The 14,658-nt window shown below is 76.0% G+C and carries 14 protein-coding genes and 1 rRNA gene; 3 read left to right on the top strand and 12 right to left on the bottom strand.

The window, feature by feature from the left end; translation table 11 throughout:
* Positions 1-92: 92 nt before the first annotated feature.
* Positions 93-1,043, bottom strand: a complete 951-nt coding sequence (locus tag MY526_RS25995) for a copper transporter (RefSeq protein WP_436705391.1) — start codon at positions 1,041-1,043, stop codon at positions 93-95.
* A complete protein-coding gene (gene steA / locus MY526_RS25990; RefSeq protein WP_436705390.1) occupies positions 1,040-2,227 on the bottom strand; it encodes a putative cytokinetic ring protein SteA in 1,188 nt (395 codons plus the stop codon). Before steA ends, MY526_RS25995 begins: the two co-directional genes overlap by 4 nt.
* 294 nt (positions 2,228-2,521) lie before the next feature.
* Between steA and MY526_RS25985 the strand changes: the two genes are divergently transcribed.
* The gene (locus MY526_RS25985) at positions 2,522-3,286 is read left to right on the top strand and encodes a TetR/AcrR family transcriptional regulator (protein ID WP_436695564.1); all 765 of its coding nucleotides are present in this window, start codon (positions 2,522-2,524) and stop codon (positions 3,284-3,286) included.
* A gap of 7 nt (positions 3,287-3,293) precedes the next feature.
* Here the strand turns inward: MY526_RS25985 and MY526_RS25980 are convergent, their stop codons facing one another.
* The 5 genes from MY526_RS25980 to MY526_RS25960 all read right to left on the bottom strand — a co-directional run bounded on the left by MY526_RS25980 (position 3,294) and on the right by MY526_RS25960 (position 8,053).
* Positions 3,294-4,010 carry a methylase gene (locus tag MY526_RS25980; RefSeq protein ID WP_436695563.1) on the bottom strand — a complete coding sequence of 239 codons (717 nt, stop codon included), beginning with the start codon at positions 4,008-4,010 and terminating at the stop codon, positions 3,294-3,296.
* Positions 4,011-4,168: 158 nt separating this feature from the next.
* Complete coding sequence (gene recN, locus MY526_RS25975) at positions 4,169-6,004, bottom strand: DNA repair protein RecN (RefSeq protein ID WP_436695562.1); 1,836 nt, start codon at positions 6,002-6,004, stop codon at positions 4,169-4,171.
* A complete protein-coding gene (locus tag MY526_RS25970) occupies positions 5,979-7,013 on the bottom strand; it encodes an NAD kinase (protein ID WP_436695561.1) in 1,035 nt (344 codons plus the stop codon). Before MY526_RS25970 ends, recN begins: the two co-directional genes overlap by 26 nt.
* A gap of 102 nt (positions 7,014-7,115) precedes the next feature.
* Positions 7,116-7,913 carry a TlyA family RNA methyltransferase gene (locus tag MY526_RS25965; RefSeq protein ID WP_436705389.1) on the bottom strand — a complete coding sequence of 266 codons (798 nt, stop codon included), beginning with the start codon at positions 7,911-7,913 and terminating at the stop codon, positions 7,116-7,118.
* The gene (locus MY526_RS25960; RefSeq protein WP_436695559.1) at positions 7,913-8,053 is read right to left on the bottom strand and encodes a hypothetical protein; all 141 of its coding nucleotides are present in this window, start codon (positions 8,051-8,053) and stop codon (positions 7,913-7,915) included. The genes MY526_RS25965 and MY526_RS25960 overlap by 1 nt, the downstream gene beginning before the upstream one ends.
* A gap of 389 nt (positions 8,054-8,442) precedes the next feature.
* On the opposite strand from MY526_RS25960, the gene MY526_RS25955 reads away from it, so the two are divergent.
* Entirely contained in the window at positions 8,443-8,760 is a 318-nt protein-coding gene (locus MY526_RS25955) for an alkyl sulfatase C-terminal domain-containing protein (protein ID WP_436695558.1), read from the top strand.
* Between the two features lie 76 nt (positions 8,761-8,836).
* Here MY526_RS25955 and MY526_RS25950 read toward each other — a convergent pair whose 3' ends face one another.
* Both MY526_RS25950 and MY526_RS25945 read right to left on the bottom strand, forming a co-directional pair.
* Entirely contained in the window at positions 8,837-9,922 is a 1,086-nt protein-coding gene (locus MY526_RS25950; protein ID WP_436705388.1) for an HAD-IIA family hydrolase, read from the bottom strand.
* A complete protein-coding gene (locus tag MY526_RS25945) occupies positions 9,919-10,314 on the bottom strand; it encodes a tetratricopeptide repeat protein (protein WP_436695556.1) in 396 nt (131 codons plus the stop codon). The genes MY526_RS25950 and MY526_RS25945 overlap by 4 nt, the downstream gene beginning before the upstream one ends.
* Before the next feature lie 108 nt (positions 10,315-10,422).
* Between MY526_RS25945 and MY526_RS25940 the strand changes: the two genes are divergently transcribed.
* Positions 10,423-11,733 (top strand): DUF1015 family protein, encoded by a 1,311-nt coding sequence (locus MY526_RS25940; protein WP_436695555.1) that lies wholly within the window; start codon positions 10,423-10,425, stop codon positions 11,731-11,733.
* Between the two features lie 8 nt (positions 11,734-11,741).
* Here the strand turns inward: MY526_RS25940 and MY526_RS25935 are convergent, their stop codons facing one another.
* From MY526_RS25935 to rrf, 3 genes are all read right to left on the bottom strand, one after another.
* Positions 11,742-12,101, bottom strand: a complete 360-nt coding sequence (locus tag MY526_RS25935) for a single-stranded DNA-binding protein (RefSeq protein WP_436695554.1) — start codon at positions 12,099-12,101, stop codon at positions 11,742-11,744.
* Between the two features lie 99 nt (positions 12,102-12,200).
* Positions 12,201-13,064 (bottom strand): hypothetical protein, encoded by an 864-nt coding sequence (locus tag MY526_RS25930; protein WP_436705387.1) that lies wholly within the window; start codon positions 13,062-13,064, stop codon positions 12,201-12,203.
* A 1,445-nt stretch (positions 13,065-14,509) separates the two neighbouring features.
* Positions 14,510-14,626 (bottom strand): 5S ribosomal RNA (rrf, locus tag MY526_RS25925).
* Positions 14,627-14,658: the final 32 nt, after the last annotated feature.

Below are 14,658 nucleotides of genomic sequence, written 5' to 3'. Positions count from 1 at the left end.
CTCTGCCGCCGCGGCCAGGCCCAGCCGTGCCGCGGCCGCGCCGCCGAGCGCCAGCAGCGCCCGGCGTCGGGCGCCGGCGTCCGCCGGCCGGGTCACGGGGTGGCGGCCGGCACCGGCGGCACCGGCTGGGTGTCCTCGCCGGTGCCGTACTTGCCCGACGTGCCCTCGCTCTCCCGGCCGAGGGCCAGGACGGTGCTGATCCGGCCGGACGACGAGCCGACGTTGTCGACGGTCGAGACCGCGGCGGAGGTCTCGGGGTCGGCGCGGATGACGCCGATGAGACCGGCCTCGGCGGCCGCGGCGTCGTCGCCGGCGACCACGGCACCGGAGCCGGCGGCGTCCAGCGCCACGGTCAGGTCGACCAGGGTGTCGGTGCGCTCCTCGGCCTCGTCGGTGAACGCGCCCGCGGTCAGCAGCACCGCGTAGTCGGCCGGGGTGACCGACGCCGACTCGACGGTGAGCACCTCGAGCGCGGACAGACCGGCCAGCACCGAGGACAGCCCGGCGGTGTCCGGGGCGGGGACGCTGATGCCGGTCGGGCGCATGAGCACCTGGGCCAGCAGGGCGCCGACCAGCTGCCCCGTGTCGTCGGTCTCCGGCAGGGCGAGCCCCGGCGGCAGGCCCGACCCGGTGACGTAGCTCTGCAGGCTGGCGGCGGTGGCCGGGTCGCTGTACTCCGGCTGCAACGCGACCGTGCCGGTCACGGTGCCGCCGGCCGCGCCGACGAGCGTGCTGATCTCCTCGACGGTATCGGTCGCCACGTCGTCGCCCGCGACGATGATGACGACGCTGCGCTGGGTCAGGCTGCCGGCGACGAGGGTGGGCGCGACGGCCTCCTCGAAGGCGTCGCTCGTGTTCAGCCGGGCCTGCAGGGTCTGGGTCTGGTCCTCCAGCGACCGCTTGTCCTGCTCCAGGTCGGTGACCTGGTTCTCCAGGTCGGCCAGGATCGGCCCGTTGAGCTGGGTGGTGCCGATGACGATGCCGAGCGCCACGGCCAGGAACACCGCGATCAGCGAGACCAGGTGGTAGCGGAAGTCGATCACGTGAAGAGGTTCTCCAGCCAGAACACGAAGCTGTTCCATTGGTCGAGCAGCAGGTCGAGGTAGACCCGGCCGGCCGTCGACACCGCGAGGGTCGAGCCGATGGCGATGAAGGCGGCGAGGACGAGGACGACGAGGGTCGTGGTCGAGATGCGGCTGCGGTAGAGCCGGCTGACGCCCTTGGCGTCGACGAGCTTGCCGCCCAGGCGCAGCCGGGTGAGGAAGGTCGAGGCCATCCCGCCGCGTCCCTTGTCGAGGAACTCGACGAGCGTGGCGTGGGTGCCGACGGCGACGATGAGCGTGGCGCCCTTCTCGTCGGCCAGCAGCATCGCGATGTCCTCGCTGGTGGCCGCGGCCGGGAAGGTGATGGCGTCGACGCCGAGGTCCTGGACGCGGGCCAGGCCGGGCGCGCGACCGTCGGCGTAGGCGTGCACGACGACCTCGGCGCCACAGCGCAGGACGTCGTCGCTCACCGAGTCCATGTCGCCGATGATCATGTCGGGCTGGTAGCCGGCCTCCTTGAGCGCGTCGGCGCCGCCGTCGACACCGATGAGCACCGGCCGGTAGTCCCGGATGTAGGACCGCAGCGCCTGCAGGTCCTCCTTGTAGTCGTAGCCGCGGACGACGACCAGCACGTGCCGGCCCTCGATCGCGGTGGCGACGTCCGGCACGCCCACGCCGTCGAGCAGCAGCGCGCGCTCGCGCTTCATGTACTCCATGGTGTTGGTGGCGAACGCCTCCAACTGGACCGAGAGCCCGGCCTTGGCCTCGGCCATCGCCTCGGCGATCACCTCCGGCGTCTGCTCGGTGCCCTTGGCGAGGACGGTGCCGTCCTCCAGGTACAACGTGTCGCCGTCGAGGCGCACCCGGGCCCCCTCCTTGACCGCGGAGAGCACCTCCTTGCCGACGTTGTCGACGAGCGGGATGCCGGCGTTGGTGAGGATCTCGGGGCCGAGGTTGGGATAGCGGCCGGAGATGCTGGCGGAGGCGTTCACCACGCCGGCGACCCGGCAGGCCACCAGCGAGTCGGCGCTGACCCGGTCGATGTCGACGTGGTCGATGACGGCGATGTCGCCGGGGCGCAGGCGCTTGGTGAGGTTCTTCGTGCGGCGGTCGAGGCGCACGGTGCCGGTCACGCCGGGTGCCGTCTCCGGGGCCCGGCCGCGGCGGAGGGAGCCGATGCGCATGGCCTACACCCTCCCACGACCGCTCCGACGCGCCGCCGTCCGACGCGCACGCGCGACGCCCCGCTCACGGACCGTGTTCGACACGACGGGCAAGCCGACACGCCGGGCGTGACGTGCACCAGGACCCCGCCAGGTGCCGCCGACGTGCTGTCTAGCGTTGCGCGGGTGACACGAGGGGCGCATGTGGTCGGTGGTACGGACCGAGACGAGATCCTCCAGGTGGGCGCGCCCGATGTGCCGCACCCGGCGGAGGCTCCGGACGACGAGGTGGTTTCCGTCACTGATGAGGACGTCGTGCCCCTCGAGACACCTCCGCCACCTCCGCTGCCGGGCGCCGCACCCGCCGCCGGCACCCCAGCGGCGGCGGCCGCACCCGACGGATCGGCCGAGGCCGCCGGCCGGGGGCGCAGGAGCCGGCGGGGGCTGCGCGGTCCGGGTCTGCGGGAACGCCGCCGGCAGCAGACCCGCGCGACCATCGTCGACGCCGCCGCCGAGCTGTTCGCCGAGCGCGGGTTCGACGCGGTGAGCGTGGTGGAGATCGCCCAGCGCGCGGGCGTCGTCGAGAAGACGGTGTTCAACCACTTCCCGGTCAAGGAGGGGCTGGTCTTCGAGGCCGATCCGCCGATGCGGGCGGCGCTGCTGGGCGCGGTCCGCTCGCGGCCGGCCGGGGAGTCGGTGACCGCGGCGGCCGGCACCTTCGTCGTCCGGGCCATGAGCGGGCTGGGCGCCCCCGAGGCGGCCGCCGGTGTGGCCGAGATGGCCCAGGTGATCCGCGGCAGCCGCACGCTGCAGGTCCGCGAGCGGGAGATCATCGGCGAACTGACCGTGGCTCTCGCCGAGCTGATCGCGGAGGAGACCCGGCCGCAGCCCGGTGAGCTGGCGCCGTGGCTGGCCGCCCACTCGGTGCTCGGGCTCTACGCGGCGCTGCTCGAGCTGGCCCGCGACCGGGTGCTGGCCGGGGTCACCGGTCCGGAGCTGTCGGCCGAGCTCCGGGCCCAGGGCGAGCGCGGCCTGGCTCTGCTGCAGTTCGGGCTGGCCGGGTACGCCAAGCGGCGGTGACGGCGCGTCAGCACTCCAGCTGCAGCGCGCGGAGCAGCTGGCCGGAGCGGTCGCCGGGGATGTCCGGGTCCTGTGTGAACAGGGCGACGGCGACCATGTACTCGGCGTCGCCGGACCAGCCGCGGCCCTCGGCGCACATCCGCCGGATGTGCTCGCGCACCTTGGGTTCGGAGCTGTACGGGCCGTAGTCCAGGCCCATGGCGAGGAAGTTGGCGACCCGGTAGCCCAGGTCGGTGGCCACCCGGACGGTGCTGACCGGGTCGGAGTAGCTGGGCACCGCGCAGACGACGTTGCCGTACCCGGCCTTGAGCAGCTGCAGGACCAGGTCGTTGCCGTGGACGCCGCCCCACAGCTCGGGCATGAGGATGTCGCGGTCCGGCGCCGGGATGTAGGGCGGGTTGGCGATCACCGTCGACACCGGCGGCCCGCCGGCGGAGTCCGCGCTGTCGAAGAAGTCGCCGAGCTCCACGGTGTAGCGGTCGGCGACGCCGCGGGCGGCGATGTTGCGGCGGGCCTGCGCGACCGACGAGGCACTGATGTCGAAGCTGCGCACCCGCAGCTCCGGCAGGCCGGCGACGACGTCGGCGATCGCCGTGGCGTCACCGGTGCCCAGCTCGACGACCCCCTCCTCGGCCCAGCGCAGCTGGTCGCGGTACTGCTGCAGCAGCATGCAGACGGAGAACCCGTAGTGCGCCGACTCGTCGGCGGAGGAGAAGCAGCTCACCGGGCAGAGCCGGGGGCCGGGACAGCGGTGGGCAGGCGGTCGACGGTGACCGGATTTGGATTGCGCACGACCGATACCTACCCCCGTCCTCGCGCCGTCACTCCTGGGGTCACCCGGTCGGGCGTCCTCGCGTGCCCCGCACGGGCCGGGCGGCGTGCTCAGGCGGCCGCACGGGCGGTGGCCGCCACGGCCAACAGCTCGCGGGCGTGTGCCTGGCCGGTGTCGCTGTCGGCCAGCCCGGAGAGCATCCGCGCCAGCTCGCGCACCCGGTCCTCACCGTCGACGGCGCGGATGTCGGTGGCGGTGACGCCGGCGCCGGTGTCCGGCGACTTGTCGACGACCAGGTGGGTGTCGGCGAACGCCGCGACCTGCGCCAGGTGGGTGACCACGACGACCTGGTGGTCGCGGGCCAGGCGGGCGAGCCGGCGGCCGATCTCGCCGGCGGCCTGGCCGCCCACGCCGGCGTCCACCTCGTCGAACACCATGACCGGCACCGGGTCGGCGCCGGCGAAGACGACCTCGATGGCCAGCATCACGCGGGAGAGCTCACCGCCGGAGGCGCCCTTGTGCACCGGCCGGGTCGGGGCGCCGGGATGTGCGGCCAGGAGCAGCGCCACCTCGTCGACGCCCTCGGGCCCCGGGGAGCCGGGATCGCTGTCGACCGCGAAGGAGACGCGGGCGCTCTTCATCGCCAGTCCGGCCAGTTCGCGGCCGACCTCGGCGGCGAAGCCGTCGGCGGCCGCCCGCCGCCCGGCCGAGACCTGGGCGCCGAGGTCGTCGACCTCGGCACGGGCGGTGTCCCGGGCGGCCTCGAGCTCCGCCAGCGCCTCGTCGGAGACGTCGAGCTCCGCCAGCCGGCTGCCGGCGTCCTCCGCCCACGCCAGCACCCCGTTCGCCCCCTCCCCCGGGTCGGCGTACTTGCGGACCAGTGCCGTGATCGCCGCCCGCCGGTCCAACACCTCGGCGAGGCGGGCCGGGTCGGCGTCCAGGTCGGCCACGTAGCCGGCGAGTTGGCCGGCGACGTCGGACACCACGGCCACGGCGTCGGCGAGGTCCTGGGCCAGAAGGACCAGCGTCGGGTCGTCGGAGGCCGCCAGCGCGCGCTCGGCGATGGCCAGGGCCGCGCCGGCGTCCTGCGGGAGGTCGTCGCCGCCGAGGTCGCCGGTGACGTCGCCGACGAGCGCCACGCGCGCCTCGTCGGCGGCCGCCCGGAGCGCGTCGGCGTCGCTGAGCCGCCTGGCCTGCGCGTCGAGCTCGGCGTCCTCCCCCGGCTGCGGGGCCACGGCCTCGATCTCCTCCAGCCCGTGGCGCAGCACGTCGGCGGCCTGGGCCAGCTCGCGGGCCTGCCCGCGGCGCCGCTCGAGGTCGGCGGCGAGCTCGCGCCAGCGTGCGTACGCCTCGCGGTACCGGTCGAGCAGCTCCAGGTGGGCCGGGCCCGCGTAGCGGTCCAGCGCACGGCGCTGCTCGGCCGGGCGGGACAGCCGCAGCTGGTCGCTCTGACCGTGCACCGCCAGCAGCCCCTCGGCGAGCTCGGCCACCACGCCGACGGGCACGCTGCGCCCACCGAGGTGCGCCCGCGACCGCCCCTCGGCACTCACCGTGCGGGCCAGGATCAGCGACCCGTCGTCGTCCGGGTCGGCGCCGGCATCGGCGGCCCGCTCCCACACCGGGGAGTCCGCCGGGAGGGCCAGCCGCCCCTCGACGCCGGCCCGGCCGCCGGCCCGCACCCGGCCGGGGTCGGCGCGGCCACCGAAGAGCAGCGTCAGGCCGGTGACGACCATCGTCTTGCCGGCGCCGGTCTCGCCGGTGACCACGGTGAGGCCGTTGCCGAGCTCCAGGGTGACGTCGTCGATCGCTCCGAGCCCGCGGATGCGCAGCTCGGTCAGCCGGCCCAGCCGGCCGGCCTCCGGCGGGCGGGCGGCCGCGGCCGGCTCGACCGGAGGCGCGGGCGGCGCGGGCCGCCGCGGCTCACGCGTCGTCGTCCGTGCCGCCACCGCGGCTCTCCTTCCCGATGTCGCCCACGACGATGCCGCGGGTCAGCACGTTGCGCGTGGGGATCAGCTCGTGGCCGGGGTCGTGCGTGCGGGCGTCCCGGAAGCCGCGCACGGGCAGCCCGAACTTGGCCACCAGCCGGTCGCCGAACGTGGCCTTGTGCACCCGCGCGATGCGCACCGGCCGGGCGGCCCGGCGCACGTCGACGCGGCCGCCGGCGGGGACCTCCAGCGCGCGCCGCCCGTCGGCGGAGACCCGCGCCTGGTTGCCGTCGGCCGGGATGGCCACGGTGAGCACCGAGTCGGGCGAGGTCACCAGCGGCCGGGAGAACAGGGCGTGCGCGTTCGACGGGACGACGAGCATCGCCTCGACGTCGGGCCAGACGACCGGACCGCCGGCGGAGAACGCGTAGGCAGTGGACCCGGTCGGCGTGGAGAACAGGATGCCGTCACAGCCGAAGCTGGTCAGCGGGCGCCCGTCGATGGCGAGGACGACGTCGAGCACCCGCGAGCGCTCCATCTTCTCCACCGAGGCCTCGTTCAGGGCCCACGTGCCCCCGACGACCGCACCGGTGGCGTCGAGGACGTCGACCTCGATCGCCAGCCGCTTCTCCACCGAGTACTCGCACTGCTCGATCGCGGTGAGCGTCTCCTCGACCGCCTCCGGCTCGGTCTCGGCGAGGAACCCGACCCGGCCGAGGTTGACCCCCATGAGCGCGGCGTTGCTGTACCGGGCCAGCTCCGCGGCCCGCAGGAACGTCCCGTCGCCGCCGAACACCATGACGATCTCGGCTCCGCGGGCGGCCTCGGCGTCGGCGGGGACGACCTGCGCGCCTTCGATGCCGAGGTCGGGTGCCTCCTCCTCGAGCAGCCGGACGGTGATGCCGGCCTTCGCCAGCCGCGCGGCGGAGCTGCGGGCCAGCTCGACGACGTCCTCCCGGCCGGTGTGCACGGTGAGAAGCACGTGCCGGCTGCCGCTCGGTGCCCACAGCGCGGGGCTGACCTCTGTCACGCTTCCTCCTCGCCGGCACCGGTCGGCCGCCGGCCGGGCAGTGACGTGTCCCTGCACGACCTCGCGAGCTCGGTCACTGCTCCTCCTCGGTCCCGGTCTGGTTCACGATGGTCCTTCCTCGACGGCGCGGCGCACGTCCTCCTCGCTCGGCGGTCCGGCGTCCCGGCGCAACCACAGGAAGAACTCCACGTTGCCCGCCGGGCCGGGCAGCGGGCTGGCGACCACGCCGGCGGTCCCCCAGCCGAGGTCGGCGGCCGCGCGGGCGACGTCGAGGACCGCGTCCTGCCGGTGCGCGGGGTCGCGCACCACTCCCCCGGCCCCCAGGCGGTCGCGGCCGACCTCGAACTGCGGCTTGACCATGGGCAGCAGGTCGGCGGAGTCGGTCGCGCACCCGGTGAGCGCCGGGAGCACCAGCCGCAGCGAGATGAAGGACAGGTCGGCCACGACCAGGTCGACCGGGCCGCCGATCTGCTCCGGCGTGAGAGTCCGCACGTTGGTGCGCTCCCACACGGTCACCCGCTCGTCGGTCCGCAGCGACCAGGCCAGCTCGCCGTACCCCACGTCGACGGCGACGACCTCCCGGGCCCCGCGCGACAGCAGCACCTCGGTGAACCCCCCGGTGGAGGCCCCGGCGTCCAGCGCGCGCCGGCCGTCCACCGGCACCGGGAAGGCATCGAGCGCGCCGATCAGCTTGTGCGCACCACGGGAGACCCAGCTGGGCTCGTCGGGGTCGGTGCGGACGACGACCGGGGTGTTGGGGTCGACACCGGTCGCGGGCTTGGTCGCGGCCCGGCCGGACACCGCGACCCGCCCCTCGTTGATCAGGGCGACGGCGTGCTCGCGGGAGCGGGCCAGTCCCCGCCGCACGAGCTCAGCGTCGAGCCGACTGCGGCGGACCATCAGAGCCGGTCGATCGTGCCGAGCTCGCGCTGCAGCCGGGCGTACTCGTCCTCGTAGACGGCGACGTGCTCGGACACGGGTCGGTGCGCCAGGTCCGCCAACAAGGCCGGGGCGTCCGTCCCGTCGTCCGCCGCCGACACCGCGGGCTCGCCCGCCGGCAGCGGAGCAGGGCCGTGGGCCGCAGCCGGGCCGGGAACCGGAGCCGGAGCCGGTGCCGAACCCGGAAGCGGACCGGGAACCGGAGCCGGATCGCCGGTCGGACGCGGGCCGGGGCGGGGTGGGCCCGGGACCGGTCGCGGTCGGCTCGGCTCGGTCATGGCGCGCCTCTCGGGAGTCGTGGCCGCGGCGTGCTGCCGCGCCGGCGGGGTGGCCGGCGTCGCGGGACGGCGCGCCGGCCGGGGAGGGGTCCCGGCTGGCGAGGCTACCGGCCGGGGACGACGAGCACGGGTCCCCGACCGGGGATAGCGTTCGCCCGCCAGATCCCAACTCTCCGTGGAGGCGTGCTCGCGTGGCGACGATGGAGCAGTGCATGACCGCCCTCAAGGGCATCCTCGGCGACCTCGCGGCCAACCCGGCGGCGCAGGGGCTGGACCGGAGCCTCTCGTGCCACATCCCCGACCAGAAGCAGACCGTCCGGGGACGGCTGGCCCGCGGGTCGGTGCACGAGCTCCGGGCCGAGCCCGCGGACCAGTCGCTGGAGAAGGCCGACATCCGGCTGACGATGAACAGCGACGACCTCGTCGCGCTGACCGAGGGACGGCTGTCGTTCGGCCCGGCGTGGGCGTCGGGGCGGGTGAAGCTCGAGGCCGGCCTGCGCGACCTCCTGCGGCTGCGCAAGATGCTCTGACCGCCCGGACCGCCGCTCATCCGGTCAGCCGCCCGCCGGGACCGGCGCCCGCCAGGACCGACGCCGGGGGCCACGGTCACCCCGTGGTCCCCAGGGACCAGCGCTCCAGCGCGGCCGCGGAGGCGTCGTCAGCAGCCTGGACGCGGGCCGGCACCGCGGCGTCCGGGTGGGCGCTCCAGTGGGCGACGCAGAGGGCACGGAGACCGTCGAGTCCGTCGCCGCCGTCCCCCCGCTCGCCCGGGACGCAGGACAGCCGCAGGTGCCCGTCCTCGCCGAGCGGGCGGGCGTCCCAGACGCCGCAGTGCCAGCCGCCGTCGACGGCGACGACCTCGGGGTGGACGTCCAGCAGGCCGGAGGCGTCGGGTGAGAGCAGGTCGGGGCGCTGGTGCGGGCCGGCGGCCAGGAGGGCGCCGGGGTCGGTGACGCCGGTGAACACGAGCAGGCTGTCGGCCCCGGCCCGCCGGCCGCCCTCGATGTCGGTGTCGAGCCGGTCGCCCACCACCAGCGGACGCCGGGCACCGGTCCGGCGGACGCACTCGGCGTGCATCGCGGGATCGGGCTTCCCGGTCACCAGCGGCCGGACGCCCGTCACCGTGCTGACCACGCCCACCATCGCGCCGTTGCCCGGCAGCGGGCCGCGCGGCGAGGGGATCGTGGCATCGGTGTTCGTGGCGACGTGCTCGGCGCCGTTGCGCACGGCCACCACGGCCTCGGCCAGCTGGGCCCAGCCCACGTCCCGGCCGTAGCCCTGCACCACGGCCGCCGGGTCGTCCTCGGCCCGCCGCACCACGGTGAGCCCGGCGGCCTCGAGTGCCGCGGCGACGCCGGGCCCACCGACCGGCAGCACGCGCGCGCCAGGACCGACCCGCTCGGCGACGACCGTGGCGGCCGCCTGCGAGCTGGTGATCACGTCGTCCGCGGCGGCCGCGATCCTGAGGGCGACGAGGTGCTGCGCGACGTCCTCGGGCGTCCGGGCGGCGTTGTTCGTGACGAAGCCCAGCCGCATCCCGGCCGCGCGCGCCGCGGCCAGGGCGTCCGGCACGCCGGGCACCGCGTCAGGGCCGACGTAGACGACGCCGTCGAGGTCGAGCAGGGCGACGTCGTAGATCCCGGTCGGTGGCTGCGCGCAGCCGGAGGCGAGGGTGGGCACCGGTGCGGTCACGCGGTCTCTCCTGTCCGGCGGGCCCGCACGCCGCGCAGCGCCCGCGAGTAGTGACCCAAGTCGGGGCGCATCGCCACCGCGAGGGCGAGGTGCTCGGCGGCGAGCTCCAGCTCACCGGCCCGGCTGGCGGCCAGCCCGAGACCGAACTGGGCGTAGTCGTCGGTGGGGTTGCGGCTGGCCAGCTCGCCGAAGGTGCCGATGGCCTCGCGGTAGCGGCCGGCGTCGTACTGGGCGCGCGCCAGTGCCTCGAGCAGGCTGCGCGAGCCTGGTTCGGCCTCCGCCGCCCGGGCCAGGAGGGTGGCTGCCGCCGCGGGATCACGATTGGCCAGCAACTGCAGCCCGCGCTGGTACCACTCGTAGACGTCCCCTTCGGGAGCCCCCGTGTCCGACACCGCCGCCCCCTCCGTCCGCCGCCCGCCGGTCCGTGGACACGTCACCGGCTGCGCGCCCGGACCGGCCGCGAAGGCGGACCGGAGCGGGACGCTCCTACGATTCCCGTCGTGCCCTCGTCGTCGGACTCCCCGGACCCTGCAGCGACCGGGCTCGAGGTCCGGCCCTTCCGCGCCCTGACCTACCGGCAACGAGATCCCGAGCACCTGGCCCGGGTCAGCTCGCCAGCCTACGACCTGGTGACCCCGGAGGGCCGGGACCGCTTGGCCGCAGCCGACCCGTACAACATCGTCCGCCTCATCCTGCCCCGCGTCGTGCTGCCGCCTGGCGCCCCCGGGGACGAGACGCTGCAGTACTCCGTCGAACAGGCCGCCCGGACCCTCCGCGAGTGGGAGGTCGCCGGCGTGCTGGAGCGGGATCCCGAGCCGGCCCTGTGGGTCTACGAGATGGCCCCGCCCGACGGGGACCCGGCCACGGTGGGCTGGCTGGCCGCCGTCTCCCTGCCGGCGGCGGGCTCCCGCGCCGTGCTGCCCCACGAGGACACCTATCCGGTCGCCGTGGAGGGCCGGCGTGCCCTGCTCGCCGCGACCGACACCGACCTCGAACCCATCCTGCTCGCCCACGACCCCGACACCGAGGTGCCGGAACTCACGGCCGCCGGCCGAGAGGGCGAGCCGACCCTGGTGGTCAGCGATGCCGACGGCGTGCGGCACAGCCTGTGGCGGGTGACCGAGCCGGGGCTGGTCGGCCGGGTCACTGCCGCGCTGGCACGCACCGGCTCGGTCATCGCCGACGGCCACCACCGCTTCGCCGCGGCGCGCGCTCACGCCGCCGCCCGTCCCGGCGAGCACGCGATCCTGGCCCTGGTCACCCCGATGGGCCTGGGCGGGCTGCACGTCCAGCCGATCCACCGGGTGGTCCCCGACCTGCTCTTCGACGAGGCCCTGGCGGCGGCCGCCCCAGGCTTCGCGGTCACCGAGCTGGGCGGCCTCGGCAGCGGCGAGGCGGGGCTGACGGCGGCGGCGCACCGCTGGCTCACCGATCCCGAGGAGTCCGGCTTCCTCGTCAGCGACGGACGGCGGCTGGCCGTGCTCCGGCACCCCTCGGCGGACGTGGTCGCGGCCGTGCCGGCGGAGGCGCCCGCGGCGTGGCGCCGGCTCGACGTGGTGCTCGCCCACCACGGCCTGTTCCAGCGGCTGTGGGGCCGCAGCGACGACCCGGAGTCGGTCGTCGTCGCGCACTCCGTCGAGCAGGCTCTCGCGGGCGCCACCGCTCGGCGCGGTGTCGCCGTCCTGCTGCGCGCTCCGTCCCCGGTGGACGTCGCAGCCGTCGCCCGGGACGGGGCCCGGATGCCCCGCAAGTCGACGCTGTTCGTCCCGAAGCCCCGCACCGGCCTGGTGCTGCGGCCCCACGCGAACTGACCGGCCGGTCACGCCGACGCGACCGCCGTCCCGCCCGACGAGCGGGGCACCTTGCGGCCGCGGCGGCAGTTCACCTCGCACACCGAGGCCGTGCCGGTCGGCGTCCGCCAGAACCTGCGCTGCAGGGCGCCCTCCACCTCCACGACGTCGCCGGCCTCCCAGGCAGCGATCCGCCGCTGCAGTGCGCGGTCGTAGCTGATGCACGTGAGCACGTCGACCGACTGTCCCCGCACCCGTGGTTCGGGCCGGCGCACCACCAGACGGAAGGTGACGAGGGTGTCGCCACTCGGGAGGGTGCGCAGCTCCGCGGGAGCGGACATCCGCCCGCGGAGCACCACGTCGTTCCGGTCGATGACTGCCACGCTCATGACGGCAGCCTCGCCGCCGGTCCGGGGCACAACCAGGCCCGGCCGCGGTCTGTGGACCGCGGCCGGGCGTGTGGATGGCACACCGGGAAGTGCCGCCGGTCAGTGCTTGCGGTCGTCCTCGGGCGGGTCGATCTCACCGAGCAACTCGGCGACCTCGGCCTCGATGTCGTCGTCGAGGTCGAGCTCCTCGTCGGTGTCCTCCCCGAGCTCGCCGGTGGGCGGGACCGCCGCCGGGGTCGACACGTCCTCGGCCGGGACATCCCCCTCGGCCGGGAGGCCGTCCTCGGCCAGCACCTCGTCCTCGGCCAGCACCTCGTCCTCGGCCAGCACCTCGTCCTCGATCGGGACCTCCTCCTCGGAGAACTCGACGTCGGCCTCCTCCGGGGCGTGAGCCGTCACCGCGGCGAGCCACTCCTCTGCCAGCGCCTGGTCGTCGTCCGCCGCCAGCAGGTCGGCGTAGGCCCCGGCCAGACGCAGCACGCCGGGGTCGGTCAGGTCGACGGAGTCCGGCGTCGGCCGCCCGCCGAGCGCCGCCTCGAGCACGAGCCGGGCAGCCGGGACCTCACCGAGGTCCTGACGCGCGCCGGCTTCGACCAGGCGCAGCTCCACCAGTTCCGCCGAGTCCGGCTGTTCGTCGAGCGCCTCCCGGACCAGCCGCAGGGCCACCTCCGGACGGCCGACGGCGCGCTCGCAGTCGGCCAGGACGGCCCGGTAACCGTGGTCGCCGCTCATCCGCCGGTAGGCGCGCAGCTCGCGCGCCGCCTCGGCGTAGTCACCTGCGTGGTACGCCGTGACGCCGACGGCCTCACGGACCAATGCGATCCGAGACGCGCGGTCGCGGGCGGCGCGGGCGTGCGCGAGCGCCTCCTCCGGGTGCTCGTCGACCAGCGTGCCGGCGGCGACGAGGTGGCGGGCGACGCGTTCGGCGTTGCGGGACTCCAGCCCGCGCAGAGCCTGCCGCACCGTCGTGTCGAGGTCCCCGGCGTCGGCCCACTCCGGGATCTCGGGGCCCGGCGGAGCCGGCGGCGTGCGGTCGGCGCGCGGCCCGCCCCGACTGACGTCGGACGGGCGCCGGTCCCGCCAGTCCCGGCCACCGGCCGTGCCGGACGCCCGCTGGGGACGGCGGTCCTGCCACTCCCCGCGGGCACCGGCCGGACGCTGCGGGCGGTCACCCTGCGGCCTACGGTCCTGCCACTCCCCGCGCGCACCGGCCGGACGCTGCGGACGGTCCTGCCAGTCCCTCCGGGCACCGGCCGGGCGCTGCGGCCGGTCACCCTGCGGGCGACGGTCCTGCCAGTCGCCGCGCGCAGCGGCCGGGCGCTGCGGCCGGTCGCCCTGGGGACGGCGGTCCTGCCACTCCTCGCGCGCAGCGGCCGGGCGCTGCGGGCGGTCGCCCTGCGGCCTACGGTCCTGCCACTCCCCCCGCGCAGCGGCCGGACGCTGCGGACGCTCCTGCCAGTCCCTCCGGGCACCGGCCGGGCGCTGCGGCCGGTCGCCCTGGGGACGGCGGTCCTGCCGGTCGCCGCGCGCAGCGGCCGGGCGCTGCGGCCGGTCACCCTGCGGCCTACGGTCCTGCCACTCCCCGCGCGCAGCGGCCGGGCGCTGCGGCCGGTCACCCTGCGGCCTACGGTCCTGCCACTCCCCGCGCGCAGCGGCCGGGCGCTGCGGCCGGTCACCCTGCGGCCTACGGTCCTGCCACTCCCCGCGCGCACCGGCCGGACGCTGCGGCCTACGGTCCTGCCACTCCCCGCGCGCACCGGCCGGGCGCTGCGGGCGGTCGCCCTGGGGACGGCGGTCCTGCCAGTCGCCGCGCGCAGCAGCGGGCCGCTGCGGGCGGTCGCCCTGGTGGCGACGGTCCTGCCAGTCGCCGCGGGCACCGGCGGGCCGCTGCGGGCGGTCACCCTGGTGGCGACGGTCCTGCCAGTCGCTACGGGCACCGGCGGGCCGCTGCGGGCGGTCACCCTGCGGACGGCGGTCCTGCCAGTCGCTACGGGCACCGGCCGGACGTTGCGGGCGGTCACCCTGCGGACGGCGGTCCTGCCACTCCCCGCGGGCACCGGCCGGACGCTGTGGACGGTCACCCTGGGGACGGCGGTCCTGCCAGCTGCTCCGTCCGCCGCCACCGGACTGCTCACCCGACGAGCGACGTCCCTGCCAGGACCCCTGCGACCCCTGACCGCCGGGTCCGCCACGGAAACCGCCGGAGCCGTGAGGCCGCCCCTGTCCGGAGCCCTGCCGGCCACCGCGGGGGCCCTGTCCACCGGCGCCGCCGGCGCCTCGTCGGGGAGAAGTCATGGTCCTGTGCGTACCTCGATGCCTGGTGCAGCACTCACTGTGCTGAAAGTATGCGGAAACCACGAGAACGGGGGCCAGAGCACAAGGCTCTGACCCCCGTTCCGTGAATGGTTGTCCGGCGGCGTCCTACTCTCCCACCCCGTCTCCGGGGCAGTACCATCGGCGCTGAGAGGCTTAGCTTCCGGGTTCGGAATGAGACCGGGCGTTTCCCTCTCGCCATGGCCGCCGTAACGCTGTGAACTTGTTCGCTCCGGGCCCCATC

Origin of the sequence: Geodermatophilus sp. CPCC 205761 (genome assembly GCF_051383655.1) — a bacterium.
GTDB lineage: Bacteria > Actinomycetota > Actinomycetes > Mycobacteriales > Geodermatophilaceae > Geodermatophilus.
The sequence above is the reverse complement of the archived record's forward strand: the minus strand, read 5'-3'. Positions and strand labels throughout refer to the sequence as shown.

What these genes read in the sequence shown, in the direction of transcription:
- steA (WP_436705390.1), bottom strand. Translation starts at nt 2,227, where the DNA reads ATGCGCATCGGCTCCCTCCGCCGCGGCCGGGCCCCGGAGACGGCACCC.
- MY526_RS25965 (WP_436705389.1), bottom strand. Translation starts at nt 7,913, where the DNA reads ATGGTCCGCCGCAGTCGGCTCGACGCTGAGCTCGTGCGGCGGGGACTG.
- MY526_RS25955 (WP_436695558.1), top strand. Translation starts at nt 8,443, where the DNA reads ATGACCGCCCTCAAGGGCATCCTCGGCGACCTCGCGGCCAACCCGGCG.
- MY526_RS25935 (WP_436695554.1), bottom strand. Translation starts at nt 12,101, where the DNA reads ATGAGCGTGGCAGTCATCGACCGGAACGACGTGGTGCTCCGCGGGCGG.